Origin of the sequence: Paraburkholderia fungorum (assembly GCF_900099835.1) — a bacterium.
In the GTDB taxonomy this organism is placed as follows: domain Bacteria; phylum Pseudomonadota; class Gammaproteobacteria; order Burkholderiales; family Burkholderiaceae; genus Paraburkholderia; species Paraburkholderia fungorum_A.
This window is the reverse complement of the sequence record NZ_FNKP01000004.1, coordinates 233,796-256,697: the sequence shown is the minus strand read 5'-3', so window position 1 is coordinate 256,697 and position 22,902 is coordinate 233,796. Positions and strand designations below refer to the sequence as shown.

The 22,902-nt window shown below is 57.6% G+C and carries 17 protein-coding genes; 10 read left to right on the top strand and 7 right to left on the bottom strand.

From position 1 onward, the window contains the following. Positions 1-89 precede the first annotated feature (89 nt). Positions 90-1,643 carry a MocR-like pyridoxine biosynthesis transcription factor PdxR gene (locus tag BLS41_RS36795; protein ID WP_074774263.1) on the top strand — a complete coding sequence of 518 codons (1,554 nt, stop codon included), beginning with the start codon at positions 90-92 and terminating at the stop codon, positions 1,641-1,643. A gap of 1,384 nt (positions 1,644-3,027) precedes the next feature. Here BLS41_RS36795 and BLS41_RS36785 read toward each other — a convergent pair. After that, on the bottom strand, positions 3,028-4,125 hold the full coding sequence (locus BLS41_RS36785; RefSeq protein WP_074774260.1) for a DUF6708 domain-containing protein: 1,098 nt from the start codon (positions 4,123-4,125) through the stop codon (positions 3,028-3,030). Between the two features lie 943 nt (positions 4,126-5,068). Between BLS41_RS36785 and BLS41_RS36780 the strand changes: the two genes are divergently transcribed. Then, entirely contained in the window at positions 5,069-7,534 is a 2,466-nt protein-coding gene (locus tag BLS41_RS36780; protein ID WP_074774256.1) for an arylsulfatase, read from the top strand. Positions 7,535-7,829: 295 nt separating this feature from the next. Here the strand turns inward: BLS41_RS36780 and BLS41_RS36775 are convergent, their stop codons facing one another. Both BLS41_RS36775 and BLS41_RS36770 read right to left on the bottom strand, forming a co-directional pair. Further along, positions 7,830-8,456, bottom strand: coding sequence for a tyrosine-type recombinase/integrase (locus tag BLS41_RS36775; RefSeq protein WP_074774252.1), 627 nt, complete (start codon positions 8,454-8,456; stop codon positions 7,830-7,832). Between the two features lie 330 nt (positions 8,457-8,786). Continuing rightward, positions 8,787-9,722 carry a GlxA family transcriptional regulator gene (locus BLS41_RS36770; protein ID WP_074774931.1) on the bottom strand — a complete coding sequence of 312 codons (936 nt, stop codon included), beginning with the start codon at positions 9,720-9,722 and terminating at the stop codon, positions 8,787-8,789. Positions 9,723-9,988: 266 nt separating this feature from the next. Between BLS41_RS36770 and BLS41_RS36760 the strand changes: the two genes are divergently transcribed. From BLS41_RS36760 to BLS41_RS36735, 6 genes are all read left to right on the top strand, one after another. Next, positions 9,989-11,089: an alpha/beta fold hydrolase gene (locus tag BLS41_RS36760; protein ID WP_083380289.1), complete on the top strand. Its 1,101-nt coding sequence runs from the start codon at positions 9,989-9,991 to the stop codon at positions 11,087-11,089. Positions 11,090-11,204: 115 nt separating this feature from the next. Then, the gene (locus tag BLS41_RS36755) at positions 11,205-12,110 is read left to right on the top strand and encodes an aldo/keto reductase (RefSeq protein WP_074774242.1); all 906 of its coding nucleotides are present in this window, start codon (positions 11,205-11,207) and stop codon (positions 12,108-12,110) included. Further along, positions 12,103-13,113: an alpha/beta fold hydrolase gene (locus BLS41_RS36750; RefSeq protein WP_074774239.1), complete on the top strand. Its 1,011-nt coding sequence runs from the start codon at positions 12,103-12,105 to the stop codon at positions 13,111-13,113. Before BLS41_RS36755 ends, BLS41_RS36750 begins: the two co-directional genes overlap by 8 nt. Before the next feature lie 68 nt (positions 13,114-13,181). Then, a complete protein-coding gene (locus tag BLS41_RS36745) occupies positions 13,182-14,063 on the top strand; it encodes an NmrA family NAD(P)-binding protein (RefSeq protein WP_074774236.1) in 882 nt (293 codons plus the stop codon). 888 nt (positions 14,064-14,951) lie between these two features. Then, positions 14,952-15,224: a hypothetical protein gene (locus tag BLS41_RS36740; RefSeq protein WP_074774233.1), complete on the top strand. Its 273-nt coding sequence runs from the start codon at positions 14,952-14,954 to the stop codon at positions 15,222-15,224. Positions 15,225-15,271: 47 nt separating this feature from the next. After that, positions 15,272-15,757 (top strand): type II toxin-antitoxin system HicB family antitoxin, encoded by a 486-nt coding sequence (locus BLS41_RS36735; RefSeq protein ID WP_074774230.1) that lies wholly within the window; start codon positions 15,272-15,274, stop codon positions 15,755-15,757. A gap of 549 nt (positions 15,758-16,306) precedes the next feature. On the opposite strand, the gene BLS41_RS36725 is transcribed toward BLS41_RS36735, so the two are convergent. Then, a complete protein-coding gene (locus BLS41_RS36725; protein ID WP_074774224.1) occupies positions 16,307-17,179 on the bottom strand; it encodes a manganese catalase family protein in 873 nt (290 codons plus the stop codon). A gap of 418 nt (positions 17,180-17,597) precedes the next feature. Then, complete coding sequence (locus BLS41_RS36720) at positions 17,598-18,719, bottom strand: sensor histidine kinase (RefSeq protein WP_074774924.1); 1,122 nt, start codon at positions 18,717-18,719, stop codon at positions 17,598-17,600. A gap of 130 nt (positions 18,720-18,849) precedes the next feature. On the opposite strand from BLS41_RS36720, the gene BLS41_RS36715 reads away from it, so the two are divergent. Next, entirely contained in the window at positions 18,850-19,266 is a 417-nt protein-coding gene (locus BLS41_RS36715; protein WP_074774221.1) for a response regulator, read from the top strand. A gap of 608 nt (positions 19,267-19,874) precedes the next feature. Here BLS41_RS36715 and BLS41_RS36710 read toward each other — a convergent pair. Then, positions 19,875-20,255 carry a MerR family transcriptional regulator gene (locus BLS41_RS36710; RefSeq protein ID WP_074774218.1) on the bottom strand — a complete coding sequence of 127 codons (381 nt, stop codon included), beginning with the start codon at positions 20,253-20,255 and terminating at the stop codon, positions 19,875-19,877. A 78-nt stretch (positions 20,256-20,333) separates the two neighbouring features. Between BLS41_RS36710 and BLS41_RS36705 the strand changes: the two genes are divergently transcribed. Further along, positions 20,334-21,344: a zinc-dependent alcohol dehydrogenase family protein gene (locus BLS41_RS36705; RefSeq protein ID WP_074774215.1), complete on the top strand. Its 1,011-nt coding sequence runs from the start codon at positions 20,334-20,336 to the stop codon at positions 21,342-21,344. Positions 21,345-21,657: 313 nt separating this feature from the next. Here the strand turns inward: BLS41_RS36705 and BLS41_RS36700 are convergent, their stop codons facing one another. Beyond that, the gene (locus BLS41_RS36700; RefSeq protein ID WP_074774212.1) at positions 21,658-22,902 is read right to left on the bottom strand and encodes a vWA domain-containing protein; all 1,245 of its coding nucleotides are present in this window, start codon (positions 22,900-22,902) and stop codon (positions 21,658-21,660) included.

Sequence of the window (22,902 nt, the reverse complement as noted above, 5' to 3'; positions counted from 1 at the left end):
AAACCCTTTTGGAAGGGATTTCAGGAGTTTCGCTTGAAAGTGGTTTATCCTGAAGAACCAGTTTTGATCAAATCGACGAGACCAGAATCATGGCTAGAACAGCTCGTACGGCGGACTTGCCGTGGTTGAGCACGTTGGATCGCAACAGCGGCAGCTTGAGTCGTCAGCTCGTCTCTGCATTGCGGGATGCCGTCAGCAAGGGCGTCCTCCATCCCGGTGACGCCTTGCCATCCACTCGCACTCTCTCTGAAACCCTGCAGATAAGTCGCGGAACCGTGGTTGAGGCGTACGAGCAGTTGATCGCCGAAGGCGTTCTCGATTCCACGGACCGGGCGGGAACGAGTGTGGCTCGGGCTCTCGCACCGCAAGCCGGCGTTGGCGTGCTGAATCGCAAACGCCATTCGAAGAAGGCCTCCGAAGTGCCCGAGCGAGCCCACGTTTATGCTCAGATCGCACGCGAATTCCGGCCGCTGCCACCCGTGCCATTTGCGATCTCTGTGCCCATCGGCACGACCGCGCCCGGTGAAATCTGGCGTCGGCTTGGCAACCGCACGCGGGCACGCGGCCCAGGTGCACCTGCTGGCTACGCCGATCCGCTTGGCGCGTTGGCGCTGCGACGCGCCATTGCGGGTCATGTACGGAAATCGCGCTCCGTTCGATGCGAGCCGGAACAGGTTGTCGTGACGAGCGGAACACAGCAGGGGTTATATCTCGCATGCCAGGTCCTGCTGGGCGCACGTGACCAGGTTTGGGTCGAGAATCCCGCGTATCGGGGCATCACCGCGATTCTCGACAGCATGGGACATCGGGAGACGATTGTCCGGCTTCCCGTCGATGCAGAAGGTATCGATGTGGCTGCTGGTGTGCGGATGGCGCCTCGTGCGCGCGCGGCCTTCGTTACACCGTCGCATCAATATCCGCTTGGGATGCCGTTGAGCATGTCGCGTCGCAACGCGCTGCTCGCATGGGCACGTTCGACCGGTAGCTGGATCGTCGAAGACGATTACGACAGCGAGCTACGCTATGAAGGGCATCCGTTTCCGTCGCTCCAGGGCGAAACCCCCGAACGGGTGGTGTATCTGGGCACGTTCAGCAAGGTTCTCTTCCCGTCGCTGCGTCTGGGATATGTGATCGCGCCCGCCGAACTGGTTGACGCTTTCTGCGGCGCGCGCATTTTGATGGACCGACATCCTCCGAGCGCGGATCAGTATGCGTTGGCCGCTTTCATCGAAGAGGGTCACCTGGAACGCCACATCCGAAGGGTACGCAAAGCGTATGGAGAACAGCGACATCACCTCATACGCACGCTGGAGCGCATCCTTCCAAGCGAGGTTGCATGGATTGATCCAGGTGACCAGGGCATGCATCTTGTGCTTTGGTTGGCCGATTGTCTCGACGATCGGTACGTGTCTGAGCAAGCGGCACAGGCTGGCGTTTCAGTTCGCGCCGTCTCGCCCATGTACGCCGCTGGTACGGAGCGAATGGGGTTGGTTTTGGGTTTTAGTGGCTTTGGTCACGCACAAATGACATCGTCAGCTGAGCGGCTCGCTCACGTGATCCACGAGGTGATGCGTACGAGCCCGGGCAACACTGCACCAAGGCGCAAGGCTTCTCGAGGTAAGCCTACTTCTCGTCGTTCGTAGGCGGCGAGATGTTCATTGGGGCCGGAACTCGGTGAATCATCGCTATACCTTGTGGAACGGCCGTTCGATCTCGTACGGCTCGACAGTCGGCTTCGGGTCGGGAGTACGCACTGCCGACTGGCCGCTTCGGGGCCGTGGAATTTCAGTGACCGCTTTAGAGCGATGAAGTCGGGGAGCGGACCGACGCAGCCCGACCCATATGGGACGATCAAGACCGCAGAGAGCAGACGTCCACGATGTCGTCATCTGCGTGTGGACAGCATATGAAGCTTGCGCAGGAAGTTTTCCCTTTGTCCCACTTGCGAACGAAAAATAATTACGGCAGCGTAGGCGCTCATTAAGTCATCGGAGTCACCACTCATGCACTTACCCGGTAGGCTGCACCACATTGAGCTAAACGTCTCTTCACTACAAGTCTCGCTATAATTTTGGAAGCCACTTCTCGAGCAATTTGCGTACGTCGAATACCAAGCTTGGGACAGCGGCCGGAGTTACAAACTTGATGACACATATATTGTCTTTGTTCAAGCCAGCGGGTCGCTGTCGGCGGACGGATACGATCGTAGACGCGTCGGATTGAATCATCTTGCATTTTCTGCAGCCTCACGCCAGCAGGTCGATGAAATAACGCTCTGGATACGGGAGAACAATTTCCGCCTCCTGTACGAAGATCGGCACCCATTTGCCGGTGGACCCGAACACTACGCACTCTATTGCGAGGATCCTGATCGCATTAAAGTCGAGGTGGTTGCACCCGCTTAGAAGTCTTGGGACGTGCATCGCGGGGATGCAGGTAGGCCTACGATGTGCGCACAAATTGTCGACGATCTACCAGCTGATCCGAACGTCCGAAAGTGGCCGAGACCGCGTGAAAACTCGCGTTGAATGCGGCTCGTGAAAAATTAACCCTTCAGATCGCGCAGTATTGGCTTGGTTGCCACTTGGGACGGGTAAAGCGACACCTGAAAACCGAGTATTTTCGCGTTTTCACACGGCCTCGGTCGAACTGAGCCCGTCGCCTAACGGCCTGACGCAGATCGAATATCTATTCGGCATAGGAGCGGGTCCGACCAGGAAAAGACGGACGTGTGCTTCGGGAGTAGAACGTTCGGGCGGCGGCGCCAGCCCGAAAGCGGTCCTCCGCCAATAAGCGAACGGAAACGTGCGACAAGTCATGAATGTTGATGAGGGCTGTGTCATATCTTCGTTATCCGCCGCATCGGAAGGCGGTTCTGAGAACGGGAGAACTGGACACGCAGCGCCGGAAGTATTCGACGATGCGGGACGGGTGCGGCAACGAGCGCGGACGAATCTGTGAACCGTCAAGGCCGCCGGCCAGCAAACCGTGATCGAAGTGCATTGTGGCCGCGCACTGCTCAATCTTTCATTGCACCCCTCGCACAACGGACCGTTCCACAAGCGCTGCCGGATTCGCGAGCCAGGCTACCGCGTGCACCTTGCCATCGACTTCACCGGTCCAGTCTTCAGCCCGCGCCTTCGGGTTCTCTGGATAGTCGCCGCGTTGCTGGGCCAGCACGGTGTCTCCCCAGCCGACCGGGGTTTTGTGGCGCGGCTCTGCATAGGGGTCGTTCTGCGCAATCGAACTGATCTTTTCAACGTCGGCTGGCCAGACCGGGGCACGGTTGGTTACGTTTGCGAGAGCCCGCAATCCTGTGAACAGCAGGATCTGCGGCATCATGATAATGCGCAAAAACGCGGGGGCACGCATTCCGAAGCCGTACATTGAAAACAGGAACGACTCTCGCAGCGTTTCGCGCTGGGTGTGGAACAGCATAGGCTTCGGCAAGCGACTCGGCCCATCGCTCATGTACCTGCACCAGTAATTCCATTGCGCCAAGGCCATCTCAACCTGTGCCTTGCCAGTCCACTCCCGGCCGATCGAGAACGCCCGGACGACGTTGCCTTTGGCATCGACCGTATAGTGCCGGATGTGAAATACCGTCCCGAATGGCGTTTCCTCGCGGTGCAGACAGAAGATCGAATCGCTTGTCCACGGAGCTTCCCATACGACATCGCCGTCGCCAGGCTTGGCGAAGTACCGCGGTGCATGGATTGCGTAGAGCCTGGCTTCACTGCGATGGAAACGAATCGGCCGGTACCTCAGACCAAACACCAAACCTCGCGCAATTTTCCACACCAACGAGCCGAACGCCGCGACAACTAGAAGAGCCACGCAGTCAAAAGCGAACATCCAGAAAGCCGGCCCAGGTTCTGCATGAGAAACCACATAACCGTATGGGCCGATAGCCATACCCGCGCAGGCTAGCGCGGCCCCTGCCAGCACCCATTGCTTGTCCAGGTATGACGGCTCCGTCACATCCATGAACGTGGAGTTGGTACAAAAGGTCGCCCCGAAATCCTGAACCTCTGGACCGACAGATCGGTTGATCGGCAACCTGTGCGCCATATCCCACTCGGGCACAGGCTGGCCGATGCACTTCTTCATCAATCGCTCGTCCATGGTTTAGCTTCCAGCAGCCGACGTAAACGCACGAACTTCAGCTTCGAGCGTGGGGTAGTGCTCACCTGTACTGAACTTGCAACGCGAAATCCAATCTTTCATTTCCGATGCCTTGAAAACGGCAATCGCGATGCCAACAAATATCGAAGCAACGAATGCAATCCAGAAGCCCGAAATAAGAAACAGATTACAGCGATCAAGACTGCGTCACAAAATCAGACGGGAAGTCGGCGTTCATGAAAGCCAACAGCCAAATGTCGAGCCATCATGTCGTACGCCTCGCGCTTCGTCGAGCCGGCAATCTCGGTCCAGCGCTCCAAGTCATGCTGCGATAGCAATGGGCCTGCGCATTTCTGCTCATAAGGAGATCGCATTGTTTCATAAAGTCTGCTTGCAGATCGTCGGGCGGTGCTGGGCTCATATCGCGGTTAGGGCTACGTGACCGAGGGAGTATAAAACTGCAGCACAATAGCGTATCGACCGGTCGCTTGCAGCGATCTCAGAGGTCCGATCCGGGCCGACGTATGCTAGTCGCATAAGGCAGTCACCGGCCGAACCTGGTCCTATGCTGAACAGATATCGATCTACGTCAGGCCGCTAGGCGACGGGCTTAGTTCGACCCAACCCGGTCAGACAGCTTCCTCCAAACCGGTCATTCAGCCGAATCCATGTTCAGCGAACCGGAGTGCCAGTAAGCGGACGCTGGCGAACTCACCCGATGGGCCAGAATGAGGCGCTCGGTTCAGTAACTCCAAAGGCCGAACTGAGACGGATAGCTGTCGGTGCCTTAAGGCGACCCTAATAGGGTATTGGGCAACCCATTTTGCCCTTGAGGGCAACAAGACTGGGCGATGATTGGCGGAAAATGGTGCGGTGGTTTTAGCCCCGCGTTAGGTGGCACCGTCGACAATTTGTCCAACAATCGCGTTGCGAGGTGGCTCAGATGATTCGCAGAATCCGGTCTTTGCTAAAAACGGTCGCGATCGCGGTCTCTCTCGTGTCGACAACTTCCGTACAGGCGCAACAAAATGCCATGCCTTCGGCTACCCCGGGCACTGTCCTACCTGATCGCCGTCCCGGAGAATTCAAGGGTACGATCGGCACGACCTTTGCGGACTCGAAGCCGGACTTTCCAAAGAATCGTGCGGCGCCGGCGGGTGCGCCGAATATCATTCTGATTCTTCTCGATGACGTCGGGTTTGGCGCAACGTCAACCTTCGGCGGGCCCGTTCCAACACCTACGCTTGACCGCTTAGCCAAAGGCGGATTGCGCTATACACAATGGAATACCACCTCGCTCTGTTCTCCAACACGAGCGGCATTTTTGACAGGTCACAACCACCACGAAGAGGGTTTCGGCGTAGTAGCTGAGATGTCCACGGGTTTTCCAGGCTATAACGCCATCCTGCCGGACACTTCCGTAACGATTGGCGAAATTCTGAAAGACAACGGCTATAACACCGCCTGGTTTGGCAAAAATCACAACACCCCTGACTCCGAGACGAGCGCAACTGGCCCATTCTCTCAATGGCCCACAGGCATGGGTTTCGAGTACTTTTATGGATTCAACGGTGGCGATACGAATCAATGGTCGCCTGCGATCATTGAAGGCACCAAACCCGTCGAGAAGCCTGGCGTGAAGAATTATCACTTCATGTCAGACATGACAGATCACGCAATCACCTGGATTCGCAATCAGAAGTCCATAGCACCCAACAAGCCTTTTCTCGTTTACTTCGCACCCGGAGCGACCCATGCTCCCCATCACGCGCCCAAGGAATGGGCCGACAAGTTCAAGGGGCAGTTCGACCAGGGTTGGAACAAGGTTAGCGAAGAGACGTTTAACCGGATGAAGCAACAGGGCATCCTTCCCGCCAACTCAAAATACAACCCGATTCCTGGGGAAGTCGGTGAGTGGGACCAACTCAGCGCGGATCAGAAGAAGGTTTACGCGCGGATGATGGAGGTCTATGCGGGCTATCTCGCCTATGCTGACGAGGAGGTCGGACGCATGCTTGCCGCCGTGGACGATCTCGGCATCTCCGACAATACGTTGGTCGTCTACGCTGTCGGCGATAACGGTGCTAGCGCCGAGGGCGGATTCAGCGGGACGCTCAACGAGATTGCAGCGGACCTGAACAGTTACCGGCCCGACGCCGTTCCAGAAGCGCTGAAGAATCTCGATGCAATTGGCGGACCGACGACCTACAACCATTTCCCGGTAGGTTGGGCCCTTGCCACCAACTCGCCTTTCAAGTACGCCAAACGGGAAGCCTCTCATTTCGGAGGCACGCGCAACGGACTGGTGATCTTCTGGCCAAAGGGGATCAAAGATGGAGGCGATATACGTACTCAATTTCATTACGTGAGTGACATCGTCCCGACCGTTCTTGAAGCCGCGCATATTCCGCAACCCAAAGAGGTCAATGGCGTCAGGCAGCGACCCATGTCCGGCATCAGCATGATGTACACCTTTGACCAGGCAAACGCCAACGCGCCCAGTCGGCGTCATGTTCAGTATTTCGAAATGGCCGGAGCGCGCGCTATCTATAAGGATGGATGGATTGCCGCGACGACGCATGGCATGAAGCCGTGGACAGATGCAGAATCCAAGGGGAATTTCGACAAAGATACCTGGGAGCTCTACAACCTCGCCAACGACTTTACAGAGCACGATGATCTTTCGGCTCAGAACCCGCAGAAGCTCAAGGAAATGCAGGCTGCGTTCATGGTCGAAGCGAGGAAATACAACGTGCTTCCATTGGACGATCGCGCAGTCGAGCGTTTCAGTACAAAGCTCACAGGTCGTCCTGCCGGCGCTTTGGAGGGCGTCAACAAGATCACGTTTTATCCGGGCATGGTGCGGCTCCCGGAAGGCAGCGCACCGGACATGAAAAACCGGTCCTACAAGATCACAGCCTATGTCGACACCAATGGCGACGCCAACGGAATCCTGATTACCCAAGGCGGCCTCTTTTCCGGCTGGGCGCTGCGGGTCATCAACGGTACACCGCAGTTCATCTACAACTGGATGAAGGAAGAGTTCACGACGATCGCGTCTAACGAGAAGTTGCCGGCCGGCAAGGTTCAGATTCGCTTCGAATTTGCGTATGACGGCGGCGGCGTGGGCAAGGGCGGTACCGGCACTCTGTACGTCAACGACAAAAAGGTCGCCGAGGGACATATCAAACAAACTGTCCGTAATCGCTACTCTTTTGACGAGACTATGGATGTGGGTGAGGACACTGGCACCCCCGTTTTCATGGACTACATGGAGAAGATGCCGTTTGCCTTCACAGGCAAGCTTGAGAAGGTCACGATTGAACTTGCCCCGGTTCCGACCAATATGCAGGGCGCGGCCGAAGGCGCGAAGCGCGAAGCAGATGAAGCCCTGAATCTCACGAATTAGTATTTGAGGTAACCCGGACTTGCGAATGCGCGTCTGGACTCTTTCTAACGACACGTACCATTCTATGGATCGGCGATGCTGTGCGAACGCCCTCTTTCTTCCCATGACCGGCCATTCAGTAGCGCCGGACGAATGGCCCATCATGGCCGGCTTGCGGCAGTCCCAAGGGAAATCAGCTTGCCGAACAACGGCCATTCAGCAGGGACGTATGGGGTCTCCGTTAGCCGAACTGGATGACGACCTCGACCGGCCGCTAATGGCCGGACCGCGTCCGATTGCCGCCCGGCCGGGATGCTCACACTTCGGTTTGTTCAGCCATCTCGAGCGCGTCGTCGACCTCAATGCCGAGATACCGGACCGTACTCTCCAGTTTTGTATGGCCGAGCAGGAGCTGTACCGCCCGAAGGTTCTTTGTACGGCGGTAAATTAGCGATGCTTTCGTTCGGCGCATCGTATGCGTGCCATAGGCCGTGTCATCGAGCCCGATCGATTTTATCCAACGATGCACGATCCTCGCGTACTGACGAGTTGAAAGATGAGGTGACGTGTGAATTCGGCCGGGGAACAGAAAGTCGGAGGTAGACAGCCCAGCTGTCCTGATCCAGTTTTCGACGCTTTCCCGCGTTTGCTCGGTGATCTCGAATTGCACCGGCCGCTGCGTCTTCTGCTGCATGACAGTCGCGCGGGGCGCTACACGAGTGCCTATGCAGACATCTCGCACCCGCAGCTTCGTCAGGTCGCACGCTCGCAGCTTGCTGTCTATTGCCAGATTGAACATCGCCAGATCACGGGTTTTTCCGGCTAGTTGAAGGCGGATTCGAATGGCCCAAATTTCCTTGAGCTTCAGCGGTGACTTTTGCCCGGTCAGCTTGCCCTTGTTCCACGGGACATGAGGCACGCTCGTGCTGATGATCGATTCCATGACAAACTCCTTTCTGATGAAGGGAGAGTCAGTCTGCGCCAATTCCCGATGGGCGATGCCCGACCCAACCCGGTCAGACAGCTTCCTCCAAACCAGTCATTCAATCGAATCCATGTTCAGCGAACTGGAAAGCCAGTAAGCGGCCGCTGGCGAACTCACCCGATCGGCCAACAAGCGACAGTCGAACAGATGGATCAGAATGACCGGTACTGACACCAAAGGAGCCACTTTGGTTTACAGCATCCGTGGTCGCTTTCTCGGCGTTGAGAATTGGAGCGAGCAACGATTCGATCTTGGTCCGCTTTTGCCCGGTTCGCCTTAGCCGCTTGCTTACCCCCGCGCTGCACGTCGAACAGCTTGAGGCGGCTGACCGAACGCCCGCAAAAACGCCCGACGCATTCTGTCTGGATCAGCAAAACCAGTCTCTCGCGCAACAACGTCGATAGGCAACCGGCCTTGCTCAACCATGAGACGCGCTGCTTCTAGCCGCAAATTTTCCACAGCCTTCGCGGGTGATTGCCCTGTTTCCTCGCGGAACGCGCGGGTGAACTGCCGCACGCTCAAATTGGCGGCTTCGGCGAGTCGGTCCACCGTCAACTGAGTGTGCAAATTATTCTTTGCAAACACCAATGCGGTCTGGATTCGATCACTTCTGGCTTCGAGATCCAGCAAGGTCGAGTGTTGCAGCTGCCCGCCGGCACGTCGGTGGAACATGACCATCCGCTTGGCAATGGTGCTGGCTATTTCTACGCCGAGGTCGCGTTCTACCATGGAAATCGCCAGATCGGTCCCTGCTGTCATGCCCGCAGATGTCCATACGGGACCATCGACGATGAAGATACGATCTTCTGCGACGTTGATCTTCGGATAGCTGCTCTGCAATGCGCGAGCATGCGCCCAGTGGGTCGTGGCGCGTCGATCGTCGAGAATCCCGGCTTTTGCCAGGAAGAATGCTCCGGTGCACATCGAGGCCACACGGCGGGTGGTCTTCACCGCTGTTTGTAGAAAATCGACCAGTGCCGGGCTTGGCTCATACACGCCATCTATAACGCCGCCAATGATCACCGTATCGAAACTACCCTCATCGAAACGGTCCGTCATGACGGAGTATCCGAGAGAACTTTTGACGGGCCCACCTTCCTCAGAAATCAGACGTATCTCGTAGTGAGGTTCTTTTGTCAGACGGTTCGCCATTTCAAACACTGTCAGGCCGCTGAAGATCATCACCTGAAAATTCGGGGTGACTATATAGCCGATACGAAGCATGACATGTCCTCTGGGGAAAGTTGTATAGCCGAACATGCTTCTGACATGCGGGCGAGGTGTGCAGGGCTTTCCAGCAGCGCGCCGGCTGTCGCTGACTTCGCGGTTCCGTCTGACCCCGGCTGCGATTCTAGCGGTCGATACCGACGTCATACACGTCGCTTCGCAAGTATGGCCTGAATTGTCGGATAAACGACCCGCCGGACCGATCGCCGGCTTCTACTATGTGCGAGTCCCCGAACCGAAGCATGACTAGCCGAGACTACTCCATGGATAGCAATTTCACCGAAGCGGCACCTGCTCTGACACCGCCATCCTCTCTTGCTCGCCGCACGTTCCTCGCCAATGGCACTGCGTTGGGCGCGAGTCTGTTGCTGGATCAGCGGGCGAACGCTCAAAGTCCCCTGACCGGCGGAGGTCATACATTCAAGGAGTATGACATCAGCACCAATGGCATCTCTTTGCACGTCACCGAGCAAGGAGATGGACCGGTTGTGCTTTTTGTCCATGGCTTTCCGGATACGTCCTATACGTGGCGCCGACAGATGGAAACGGTATCGGCTGCCGGATACCGGGCAATTGCTCCGGACATGCGCGGCTATGGCCGCAGTTCCGCCCCCACGGACGCGACGTTGTACACACCGCTGCACACGACAGGGGATCTGATTGGGCTACTCGACGCGCTGAATATCCCCACGGCAGTCCTCGTGGGCCACGACTGGGGGGCCACACACGCATGGAACGCCGCGCTGCTGCGTCCCGATCGATTTACAGCGGTGTTTTGCCTGAGCGTGCCCTACGTTCCGCGTGGGGATGTGAGCGTGTTTGAACGCATGCGGAAATCGGGCCATCAAGACCGCTTTTATATGTTCGAACAGATCCGGCCCGACGCCGATCAGATTTGGGCTGATGCCGCGGTCACCATACCCGGAATGCTGTATTGGGCCTCAGGTTCTGCTCCAGCCGACAAGCGTTGGAGTCCGATGGATCCGGCCCGAAGCCTCCACCGTGCCGCGCCCATCCCTATACCGTCATGGGCGCAACCCGATTATGTCGCTTACAACATCGCTGAATTTCAGCGGACTGGCTTCCATGGTGGCTTGAACTACTATCGAGCCGCGGAGCCGTATTTCTACTTGTCCGCTCCATGGAAGGGCGCAAGGATCAACCAACCCTCGTTTTTCATCTGGGGGAAAGCGGATGGCATGCAGGAGCTATATCCGATTACGGCGAACCAGATGTGTGCCGGTCTTCCCGGTCTCGTGGGGAGCCTTGACCTGGATGATGTGGGCCATTGGGTGCAGCACGAAGCCACGGACGTGGTCAATGAGCATCTCGTCAAATTCCTACACAACGTCAGTCCCGCGTGACTTCGACCAGCGCGCTTGCTGCCAACACGCGCCGGGCGTCGTGGTACGAGATAGAGCGACGTTGCTTCAGATGAACACAGCGGCGTAACGACAATCAACTCAAATGGAATCGACGATGGCGACTTTCAAAGGCCCTGTTTTCAAGCTGAACAATGGAATCGAGATGCCTGGCTTCGGCTTCGGGGTGTTTCGAAGTGAGCCGGAACAGACGGTGAATGCCGTGCAGTCGGCAGTCGCCAACGGATACCGGCTTATCGATACGGCCGCGGCCTACATGAATGAGCAGCAGGTGGGTGAAGCGGTTCGCGCTTCCGGTGTACCTCGCGAGGATATTTTTGTTACGACCAAGGTGTGGATGACGGACTACGGTTACGACCAGACTCTCCATGCCTTCGATAGAAGTCTGCGCAAGCTCGGATTCGACTATCTGGATCTGTATCTGACTCATTGGCCCGTCCCTTCGGCCTTTGATGAAACTGTCGCATCTTACAGAGCCGCGATGAAGCTTGTTGAGGAGGGGCGCGTCCGGGCGATCGGGGTGTGCAACTTCAGCTCTGCTCATCTTCGCAACCTGATCGAGCAAACCGGACATATCCCGGCTGTGAACCAGATAGAAGTACACCCGTTCTTCACCCAAAAGGAACTTCGCGAAGCCGACGGGAAGCTGGGGATCGTTACGCAAGCGTGGTCTCCCATCGGCGGTATCAAGCGTGACGGAGAGAAAGCAAAAGCGTCGGGAAGGGTGCTCGATCCGCTGTCCCATCCGGGCGTGGCTCAACTCGCCGCAAAGTACGGAAAAAGTCCCGCACAGATCATTCTGCGCTGGCAGATCCAGATAGGCACCTGTCCAATTCCCAAATCCGTGCGTCAGGAACGAATCGCCGAGAACATCGATATTTTCAGCTTCGCGCTTGCGGCTGACGAGGTCCAGGCAATCAGCGCGCTCGACACCGGAGAACGCGGCGGACCGGACCCGGAACTTGTCAGTCCTCAAACCTTCCCACTGACCACCCATGACTGAACTGAGCGCGCGCACCTTCACCTCGCCACGTCACACGACACATTACTGGGAGTGCGGACCGGCCGATGGGCCCGTGATGGTTTTCATTCATGGCTGGCCGGGAATTGGCCTGATGTGGCGCGCCCAGCTCGAGGCATTTTCGGCTGAAGGCTGGCGTTGCGTCGCGCCAGACATGCGCGGCTACGGCGGCTCGTCGAGTCCGACCGCGCCCGAGGCCTACGCCCTGAGCGAGATCGTTCAGGACATGGTCGAGTTCCACGACCATTTGGGAGGGCGTCCGGCAATCTGGGTCGGGCATGACTGGGGAAGCCCGGTGGTCGGGACGCTTGCCGCACAGCACAGCGACCGCAGTCGCGGCCAGGTACTGATTTCGGTGCCCTATTTCCCGGACGGCTTCGCGCTGCCCAGCCTTTTGCCGCTCATCGATCGACAGCTGTACCCGCTCCACCTTCATCCCGACGGACAGTGGGATTACTATCGGTTTTACCTGACCCACTTCGAACAGACGGTAAGTGACTTCGAGGCAGACCTCTCTGCGGCGTTGGCATCACTGTATCGCCCAGGAAATCCTGCGTCCGCGGGCATGGTCTCTCCGTCGGCCTTGATCACAAATAACGGTGGGCGCTATGGCTCAGCTCATCGCGCCCCGGCCACGCCCCCTGACCCGACAATGTGGCCATCTGCTGACTTCGATGCTTTGGTCCAGTCGTTTCGCGACAGTGGATTCCGCCCAGCCAATTCGTGGTACCTGAACGACGCGGTCAACATCGCCTACACTTCAACCGCACCCGACAATGGCCGTCTGCATCAACCCGTCCTGTTCGTGAATGGCGATTGGGATGCGATCTGCGACATCAACCGCGGCCGGCTCGGCGAACCCATGCATGCCAGTTGTACAGACCTTTCCGTCGCGAACCTTCCCGCTGGACATTGGCTTCCTCTCGAACGCAAAGCCGAGCTTGTCCAGTCGATCCGTGCGTGGCTCAAGGCGCATGCACTATAGGCGCGAGCCTTCGGCGGAATGTGCGAGAGGTACGCGCACCAGCTTGAAGCAATTTCTGGAGACATTGCATGACTGATCGGACAATCTTTGTAGCCGGGGCGACAGGCGATACCGGCGGAGCCGCGACAGATGAGCTTCTAGATGCGGGGGAGCGCGTGCGGACACTGGTCCGAAAGGAGGATGACCGGTCCGAGCGGCTTAAGGCGCGGGGTGTCGAGGTGGTCGTTGGAAATCTCTCGGATATCGACGACGTCAGCGCTGTGCTTGAAGGTATCTATTCTGCCTATTTTGTATTTCCCATCGAGTCAGGCGGTGTCTCGGCCAGCGCTTACTTTGCGCAGGCTGCGCGTGAGCAGGGAGTTCGCGCAATTGTGAACATGTCACAGATCTCAGCTCGCAAAGCGGCGAAGAGTCATGCCGCACGAGATCACTGGATTTCCGAGCGAATCTTTGACTGGTCCGGCACGCCGGTCACACACCTTCGCCCAACCTTCTTTGCGCAGTGGCTGACCTATCCTGGACAGGTGGCAAGCATCAGGAAGGAAGGTGTGCTGCAACTTCCTTTCGGAGACGGGCGACATGCGCCTATTGCGGCAGAAGACCAGGGTCGAGTGATTGCCGCCATACTCAGAGACCCTGTTTCGCATTCAGGAAAGGTATATCCATTGCATGGCCCGGTGGAAATGAATCACTACGAGATTGCTTCGGAGATGAGCAAGGCCTTGGGACGTGAAGTGACATATCGGCCGATCGACCTGGATCTGTTCAGGAAGCGCCTGGATAGCGATGCCAAGTTTAGCGATACGTTTGCCCAGCATCTGATGTCTGTCGCAGTTGATTATCAAGATGGCGTGTTCGCGGGTACGAATACGGTTGTCGAGGACCTCACCGGGACGCCACCCATGACAGTCGAGGCTTTTATTCGACGGCACGCGACTCTGTTTGCTTAACTAAAACAACCGGCGAAGTTAAAGGAGAGGCCCACGTTCGCATTGTGACGACGACGGCGCATCAATCGCTGCCGGCTCGCTGTCAGCAATCGCGCATAGAGCGGACAGTCAATGCATGCACCGCGATTGTCTGCAACGGGTCGGGCTACGTCGGTCCGCTCCCTTAACTCATCGCTCTAAAGCGGTCAGTGAAATTCCGCGGCCCCGAAGCGGCCAGTCGGCAGTGCGTACTCCCGACCCGTTACTGCCGTTCGGTGATCATTTTCGTTTGTCTCAAGGCTAACCCCAAACGGCCATTCGCTGATGACATATCTAGGCTCGGCATCCAGAGCCCGGCCGACGGCGCATGCTACCCGGAGTCACGCGTCGGTGAGAGGTTGATACCCCTATTGAGCACGCCTACTTATGTGCGGTGGATTCGCTGTACTTCCTCTGCAGAGGGTATACAGTGGATTCGTCCGCAAAATTGTTTTTTTGATACGCAAACTCTTTGAAGGCTAGCGCCTTGAATGCCTTCGGGCCCTAGCACCAAGCCGGTTGCGGCGCCGTCTATAACGTTACTGTGCGGTTAGAAGACACAAGTCAACCCAGCGCTCTTCCGGCTGTCTGTAGGCAACCCAGAGCCTTCGAATGCCCCAGTGGCGGCTCACCCTCACGTTCTCTGCGCCGAAATCCGCGTTCACGTCACGTGAGCGGGGGCGGGATGGCCTGCCCAAGCCGTGGCGCCGTCCATGAACTATCCGAACAAGGGCCATACGTATGCCGCACTTTCACGGAAGTTGGTGCGGATTTCGGTGTCGCTATAGCAGTTCGACCAAACGGCTTACCGCAGCAGAGCTTGCGGATAGCGCTACTCGCTCAAATTCTGTTTAACAGGAACACATTATCATGACTATTCCAACCATCGAATACAGGGGGCACGAACTGCGCGCCTATTCAAATCAGGTCTTCCCCCTGCACCGGGACCCATATGCCAAAGGGCCTAGGCGCTTTGCATCGGTCGTAAGGATTGATGCGGGACCGTCTTCCAATGCCGGGACAGAGCGTTATGCGGTGCAGTTTGCAGGCAGCGAACCCGCTCTATCCGTCGATGCACTAAACCTTGCATTGCAATATGGCAAGGACATTATCGACGGCAAAATTCAACCGGCGCAGTTGTGAGTCGCGCACGTACACATTTCCGTCCGTTGGCAAGATCGAGCCCTACCATGAAATATCCGCTTTACGTCAATCGCATCAGCAGTACCCAGTTGCATGCGCATTTTCCCGATTTTCCGCGAGTCGACCTGATCGGAAGTTCCCGCGCAGAAATCGAACTCAACGCGCAGCAGGTCATCGAGCAGGCATATGACGGTAGTGATCAGCCAATTTCCGCACCAACCAGTGACACAGAGCTACGCGCTCTCAGAGCGGATGGCAGCGATGGACTTTGGGTGTTCATCGATATCGATCTGGCACGCGTGTCTTCGACAGCCGTCGAACTCCGGTTTAACATTCTCGACACCCTGCTTGATCGCGTCGACGCGGCAGCAGCGGAACATCATATGACGCGGGCTGCCTTCTTTTCGCGGGCGGCGATGCACGAACTGGAAGAGAACCGAGCGTCGCGAATGGCGCAGACGCCTTCGTCCCTAGCGAAGAGTTTTATCTCTATATTAGGTGCAAATTATGATCGACGATCAAGTCAACCTTGAAGAACTCGAAGAAAGCAAGAGGTGGCGGGCTCTGCAGGAGACCCGCGCCGACGGTGGTGTGCCGGTAGTACCGACGGTGCCTGTCCGTATCCCTCAAAGAGCACCCAAACAGTGGATACGAGAAGCCCGGAAGTGGCTCGGTGCTGGCGGTCGGATAATTTAGTGGATTTTGGCGCGTCAAACGAAACGCCAGTTCGTCGGCACGACGAGCGCGGGAAAGGCCGGCGAAACGCTGGCGTCTTTGAAAGTTTCGCGACCGACGCTTATCAGACGCGCTGTTCCCGTAGTTTGAAGCGCATTGGGCTGTTGATTTCCGCCAGAAACTGATCCAGTCGGGATCAGAGTCGATCGTCAACGTCACAAGATGGCACGCGAACAGCAGTTCGAACGTGAGGCCCGCTGACCGTTCATGGCCGCCGCCTGCTGTCCGACGCGGTCGGCAGAAATCGACCCACAAAGGTCCTTGAACTTTTTCGAAAGAGACATTCGAGAAGGGCGCGAGGCAAATAACGCACGGCCGTGTTAACAGCCGCGCATTTGCCTGCAGCGTCAGACGGTCTGACCCATACCAAGGTCTGCACCCGTCGTTGGATCCGAAGTCGTATCTGACGCAGTCCTAGATGCCATCGACTGCAGCACCTTTACGTCCACTTTCGATACATTAACCGTGGCCGTTCCATCCCCTCCGTCAACCGCGGGCTCCGGAGATTCGACGAACTCCCAGTCCGGCCCCTCGTTCCACGGCCCGCGCGGCGCATCATCGCCTTTCGACATCTTGTAGTACACGCTCGTGTACTGCGGCACGCCAGGCAGCTTGCCCTGAGGAAAGTTGGGCTGGATCGAATGCAATGCCTTCTCGAACGACTTCTGGTGTGCGATTTCGCGTGTCATCAGAAAGCCAAGTGTTTCCTTGATGCCCGGGTCGTCAGTGACATTGATGAGGCGTTCATAGACGATTTTCGCGCGAGCCTCCGCCGCAATGTTTGACCGCAGATCGGCCGTCGGTTCGCCGATCGTGTCGACATAGGCCGCGCTCCAGGGTACTCCGGCGGAATTGGTCAGGACCGGACCGCCACCATATAGCAAAGCGGTCGTATGCGAGTCGTTTCCGCCACCGGTCATCGAACGATACAGCTCGGCCTCCGCTTCGACGGCTTCGGCAAGTTGACCCTTTGCACTTTTGTTAAGCATCGCAACGATCGAGCCAACAATCTCCAGATGGCTGAGTTCTTCGGTTGCGATATCGAACAGCATATCCTTGCGGCCAGGATCATCTTCGCCGACACCCTGGGTGAAGTATCGGCATGCGGCGCCAAGCTCTCCCTGTGGTCCGCCGAATTGCTCCAGTAGCAAATTTGCAAGACCCGGGTTCGGTGCGGCAACTCGCACGGTGTATTGGAGGCGTTTGTTATGTATAAACATGAGACTTCTCCGGTGACTGGCCAACGCAGCTCGTTGTGGGATTAAACAGGGAACGGAAGTGCCCCTGAACCCGTCAGGAATCGCGTACGACCATGGATCAACCCGGACAGCGGCACAACCAGATGGTTGTCCGCACCCAACGATGGGCGCCCGGCTCTCAGAGCGGACGCTCTGGCGGATGCGCGGCAAAATTGCCAGGCATGGCACCGCAGTACCGAACGTTCTGCAGCACGCGCTATGCCCAGAGTGCAAACTTTGTTATTTGACCGGGCGCACGCAGCCAGCATCGGTGCTCTGACGGACACGTCTGCGACGTGACGCTGACTCTTCGCGAGTTTGATTGTCGATGCTTGCGCTGAGGTTGGGAGTTATTTGCGTGGATGACTTCTTTGCCTTCGACCAACGGCACAATGAATAGCTACCTGTTACGCGGCAGCTGTACCGCGAATTCAGTTTCGCATTGCTCGGACCGCACATCGATTTCGCCTCCATGTGCCTTCACAATTTCGCGCACGATATACAGTCCGAGGCCGAGGTGGCTGCCCTCATCATATCGTTCGCTCTGACCCTCGCCGCGCGTTAGCGGCTCGAAGATCTGTTGCAGGGCTAACGGTTCAATCGTCGGTCCGCTGTTTGCGACCACGATACGCACGTCCGCCTTCTCACCGATCACAACGACTCGCACAACCGTGTTCGGCGCGCCATACCTAATTGCGTTCAGAACGAGATTGCCAAGCATTTGCTGCAGACGCGGGCCGTCCCAAATACCTTCAATATTTCCCCGTACCTCCAGTTCAAGCTGGCGACCGGGATGGTTCGCGCGAACCTGGTCCAGCTCGTCGCCGAAGACAGCCGCCAGGTCGACGAGGGTCGGAGCGATCGCGATGCCCAGACCCAGTTTCGTCCGGTTGAAGTCGCATAGATCGTCTAAAAGAGACTGCATGCGGGCGCCGCTTCTGATCAGGCGATCTGCAGCACTTGTCACACGCTCCCCGGCGTTCAACGCGACGAGATACGAAGCCGTCGTCTGGATGGTTTGAAGCGGACTGCGCATGTCGTGCCCAAGCATCCCAAGTAACAGGTTGCGCGCCTGGTCCACCTGAGCGCTGAAGTCGCCGAGCGATTCTGAGACGGCCTGATCGATTGCCTCGTTGAGCCGGATGACGTCGTCCATATCGAGTACGTCACGCGAGCACCGATCCATCCATAGACGCAGGACGCTGGCGCGGAGCGCGCGGTATTCTGCTACCAGTTGTTTGACGTCGAAACCGCTTCGCGCCCGCAGAATTGCGTGCATCTGCGCGGCGGTCTCAGGAGCATCGATCAGGCTTGGGGCGTGGCCCCTCGACTTTTCGAGTTGTGCTTCCCTCGTCTGCGCGGCCGACAGATCCTTTGCGATCGCCTCCAGGATCTGCGGCGCGTGGTCGCGTAAAGCTGGCGGCTTCATGTTTGCGGCGGCCGGCAACAGAGTGCCGGCAAACGCCTCCCATTGCGCCACGATTAGTTCCATGTTACACAAGATGAAGTCAGCCAGCCGCATGTCAGCCTCGAAGAAGTGGCAAAGAAACCGTGAACCGGATATCTCTGCCACCCTCATCCTACGCGCAATTATCGCCAGATCCCGCCGGGCCCGCCATTTGCGTCAAAACAGGACCGTCAGGAGAACCGACATGCTCCCCATCCGCACTCACCACTTACTTGTCGCAGATGATGACCCCAACTTGCTCGCCGCATACGTCCAGTATTTCCAGCTGCACGGCTACGAGGTTCGGGCCACTCAAGACGGAGAGGGTGCTTTGACCGAGTATTGCCGGTGGCTTCCGGCGCTTGTCATTCTCGACATTCAGATGCCTAAACTCGACGGTCGGACGGTGGCCAGAGAAATCAGGCGTCTCAGGCGCCGCTCCGCGCCACTGCTTGTGGCGGTGTCCGGATTGTCGTCGCCGTCCGAAAGAGCTGAATCCCTCCTGTCCGGTTTTGACCATCACTTCGCAAAACCAGCGGAATTGCAGGTCATTCTTGCTACGGTTGCCTCTCATTCACGTGTCAGTGACCCGAATATCGCACAGCTACATAGCCGTTGTTGATCGTCCGCTTTCGAGACTTCCGTCCACTGGATCCTTGTGGCCGCATCCTGTCGCACGATGGCTCGCCTACTTCTGTCTAACTATGCAGATGGCATATATAAATTCCTTCCGAGGTTAGAGCCTGCTCCTTGGTAGCGCGCATTCGGTCCGGGTCAGCCGCCCTGAACTCGTGAAAGTGATGCAGTCGCTCACGCGCCATAGTCACGTGCGGATCGCGTATGAATCCGAGACCACGGTGTTTGTCACGCGCTAGGGCGACATCGCAGTGACACACATGCCGGTGCGGCACATCCCCGTAGTCTCGTGTTCAGTGGAAGTCCGCTGGCACTGCTCCGGTTCGCATCAACGGCTTTACTCCACGCGCTAAAGTGCCTTTTCGACGTTCCGTGTCGCACTTGGCGCGTGCTGACCTCCAAGGTCTGTTGCGCGAGCGTAGGAGACTTTCGGGAGTCTATCGACGGTCGTCGGCCAACGTCCCCAAGTGGCCGACTTGTGCCCGACGCGCAGCGGACCGTCATCGACCCCGAGCGGTCTGTCACAATTGAAGAAGCGGACATTCAAAGGCGAGCTGCATATCTGCTCGATTAGCTAGTCCGCAAGCGATTTCATCATTGCCGAACTTTCTGGCTCTTACCCGGATCATTTGCTGCGTCAAATAGAAAGCGGGAAAGAATCTGCCTGCTGTTCGACAGCGTTGCCATGCGGGAATCCAACAACTCAATCTGTTGTCGCAGGATTGCCCGCATTTCGCTACACGGTTCAAACGTCGGCTCAGTGCTGCGCACGCACGGAAGCAGCTGGCGAATGGTTTCGAGCTTCAGCCCTGCTGAGGTCAACATCTGGATACGTTTCAGTGTTTCTACAGCTACCGCATCGAATTCACGGTAACCGGCACTGGTTCGTGCGGGGGTAAGCACCCCCTCTGATTCGTAGTAACGCAACATTCGCACGCTCACGCCGCTGTGGCGTGACAACTCACCGATTTTCACGATTTCCCCTTGACGTTAACAGCGCTGTCAGAGTTTAACCTGCGAATGATAAATGGCGTTCTCATCGAGGAGAAATAGATGCGTAGCTATCGCTTACTGCGACGCAGCGATACCGTAGTCCCGGTTGTCACGGAAGACGCTACCCCGGTTCCCGGCCCTTTCGAGGTGCGCATCCGGGTTAAGGCTGTCAGCCTGAATTATCGTGATTTGATCGTGCTCGATAATGCTGCCAACGGCGACTACGACGGGCGTATTCCACTTTCGGATGCCGCTGGGCAAGTTTCAGCAATCGGCGATAAGGTCATCAGGTGGAAAGTTGGAGACAGGGTCGCCGCTTCCTTTTTTCGCGACTGGCTCGACGGTCCATTCAAGGGCGAATATCTGAAGTCAGCCTTGGGTGGCAGTGTGACTGACGGCGTTCTTGCTGAAAGCGTTGTTTTGCCAGAAAGCGCTCTTGTTGCGATACCGGAGCACCTTACTATGGAGCAGGCTGCAGCGTTACCGTGTGCGGCTGTTACAGCGTGGCAGGGACTGATCGCGCGGGGTCAGGTGGGTGCCACTAGCACGGTACTGGTACAGGGGACCGGCGGCGTTGCGCTATTTGCTCTTCAATTCGCAGTGGCGAAAGGCGCGCGGGTTATTGTGTTGTCGTCTTCAGATGAGAAACTGGAACGCGCAGCAAGTCTTGGCGCTTCTGTATTGATCAACTACAAGACCACGCCGGAGTGGGACAAGGCAGTGATAGCGGAGACAGACGGCCAAGGGGTGAGTCACATTCTAGAACTCGGCGGCCCGGAGACGTTTGAGCGCTCTTTAAGAGCGGTGGCGGCCAGTGGCAAGATCGCACAAATCGGAGTACTGACCGGGTTCGGACCTACCCCGAATCTTGCGAGACTACAAAGTATGAATGCGGACATCCTGGGCATCACCGTTGGATCAACGTCGCACTTCACTGCGATGAATACCTTCATCAACGAGCAGCGTCTGGTTCCCGTAGTTGATCGGTTGTTTGATTTTGAAGATGCGGTCAGCGCATATGCGTACCTGCGAAGCGGTCAGCATTTTGGAAAAATTGTCATGCGCGTATGATCCTGGGTGGACGAGTGTCTGCTTGCGGGCGAGGTTTCCGAGAGGCCGTTTCTGGCCGGTTGGGTGAGGTCGCCAACGGCCGCTTAGTGGCATTCCAGTTTGCGAAGCCTAGATCTGGCTGACGACCGGTTTGGAGCAAGCTGTCTGACCGTAACGGGTCGATATGCGACGGATGCCACCGAGAGCGAAACGGTCGGCTAATTCGACCCGCGCCACCTGCTGAACGCGCCTACCGCAAAATTCGTGGGCCCCAAAAAAAGACCCGGCTGCAATAGCCGGGTCTGGGTCAGAAAGATGGGCAACATACAGCCCGCTAGCAAATCACTTCAACCATCTCCCCGAACGGTGCCTGCCTCGCACGCTTCAGTGGGGTCGTCGACGCCCACAACACGGGATAGGCGGGTTCCTCGCTGGGAAAACTCCCGTCCATGTCGGTGAGATAGGCCAGGAACGCAGGATGAATGCCTTCGGCCGCGAGCCACCTGAACGGATCGACGAACGACGTAGCACCACCACCACGCCCCGGCAGCAGTTCGACCGCGTCGCCGCGCTCGAACACCTGCACCTGCGTGACACGCGTATCGCAATCAACCACGATGAGCCGGCGCGGCCGTACCGCGTCATTCACCGCCAGAATCTCCGCCGCGAACTGCGCCTGCGTCTCGTCCCAAACCGAGCCACTGGTGTCGCGAACGAATACCGCGTCGCCCACCGCTGGTTCATGCAGCGACGGCAGGTAGAGGCGCATATGCAGATAGCGGCGGTTTGGCATGGCGAAGCTGTAGTCGGTCGGCGACGAATCCTGCGCGAAACGATGCAGGATCGGTCGCCAGTCGACAGCAGGCTCAACCGCCTGAGCGATCATTCCCTGCAGGCCGCCGGGCAAGCCACCGCGCATCTGGGCCGCTTTCGCAGCCTGATGCACGGCAACCTTCCATTCCGCCTCCTGCTTCGCGCGATCATCAGACACATACTGTCGAACCTCGACGCAGGGAGTAGCTTCGGGAGTACCGCTGGCATCGGAATTTCCGGTCGGCGTGTTCGCGCCGCTCGGCGATTGCGAGGAGCGGTTATCCCTAGGCGGATTGTCCGGCTGCTGGCCAGACTCTCCACCTGGGTTCCCGCCCTGCTTCTGCCCTTTGCCCTGCTGCTTCTCCCGGTGCCGTTTCTCCTGCGCAAGGACGCCGCAGATTTCTTCGGCCGACTTGCCCCGAAAACGCGCATCCATCAGAACGCCCTTCGGTAGAACCATGCCAGCATCGACAATGATGGGACTGATTGCGTATCCACACGCTTCAGACCACAGCGAAGGGTCGCGATCACCCTGCCGCCAGCAATGACCGTTCGCCACATGCAAAACCGCTCGAGCAACGGTGCCGCGCGTTTCCAGGTCGTTCAGGCTCGCGAGGTATGCAGGGTTGTAGCCGATCGATACCGAGTCCGTCCAGAATGTCTTGCAGGACGGATCCTCGACCACCTTCAGGCGCAGCGCGAGCGCGCCAAAGAATGGCTGATCCAGTACGAGCGCGGTGCGCTGCTTGGAGATACGCGGGTCCAT

Excerpts from the sequence above, each read along its gene's own strand:
- BLS41_RS36795 (WP_074774263.1), top strand. The coding sequence starts at position 90 with ATGGCTAGAACAGCTCGTACGGCGGACTTGCCGTGGTTGAGCACGTTG.
- BLS41_RS36785 (WP_074774260.1), bottom strand. The coding sequence starts at position 4,125 with ATGGACGAGCGATTGATGAAGAAGTGCATCGGCCAGCCTGTGCCCGAG.
- BLS41_RS36780 (WP_074774256.1), top strand. The coding sequence starts at position 5,069 with ATGATTCGCAGAATCCGGTCTTTGCTAAAAACGGTCGCGATCGCGGTC.
- BLS41_RS36775 (WP_074774252.1), bottom strand. The coding sequence starts at position 8,456 with ATGGAATCGATCATCAGCACGAGCGTGCCTCATGTCCCGTGGAACAAG.
- BLS41_RS36770 (WP_074774931.1), bottom strand. The coding sequence starts at position 9,722 with ATGCTTCGTATCGGCTATATAGTCACCCCGAATTTTCAGGTGATGATC.
- BLS41_RS36760 (WP_083380289.1), top strand. The coding sequence starts at position 9,989 with ATGGATAGCAATTTCACCGAAGCGGCACCTGCTCTGACACCGCCATCC.
- BLS41_RS36755 (WP_074774242.1), top strand. The coding sequence starts at position 11,205 with ATGGCGACTTTCAAAGGCCCTGTTTTCAAGCTGAACAATGGAATCGAG.
- BLS41_RS36750 (WP_074774239.1), top strand. The coding sequence starts at position 12,103 with ATGACTGAACTGAGCGCGCGCACCTTCACCTCGCCACGTCACACGACA.
- BLS41_RS36745 (WP_074774236.1), top strand. The coding sequence starts at position 13,182 with ATGACTGATCGGACAATCTTTGTAGCCGGGGCGACAGGCGATACCGGC.
- BLS41_RS36740 (WP_074774233.1), top strand. The coding sequence starts at position 14,952 with ATGACTATTCCAACCATCGAATACAGGGGGCACGAACTGCGCGCCTAT.
- BLS41_RS36735 (WP_074774230.1), top strand. The coding sequence starts at position 15,272 with ATGAAATATCCGCTTTACGTCAATCGCATCAGCAGTACCCAGTTGCAT.
- BLS41_RS36725 (WP_074774224.1), bottom strand. The coding sequence starts at position 17,179 with ATGTTTATACATAACAAACGCCTCCAATACACCGTGCGAGTTGCCGCA.
- BLS41_RS36720 (WP_074774924.1), bottom strand. The coding sequence starts at position 18,719 with ATGCGGCTGGCTGACTTCATCTTGTGTAACATGGAACTAATCGTGGCG.
- BLS41_RS36715 (WP_074774221.1), top strand. The coding sequence starts at position 18,850 with ATGCTCCCCATCCGCACTCACCACTTACTTGTCGCAGATGATGACCCC.
- BLS41_RS36705 (WP_074774215.1), top strand. The coding sequence starts at position 20,334 with ATGCGTAGCTATCGCTTACTGCGACGCAGCGATACCGTAGTCCCGGTT.
- BLS41_RS36700 (WP_074774212.1), bottom strand. The coding sequence starts at position 22,902 with ATGGACCCGCGTATCTCCAAGCAGCGCACCGCGCTCGTACTGGATCAG.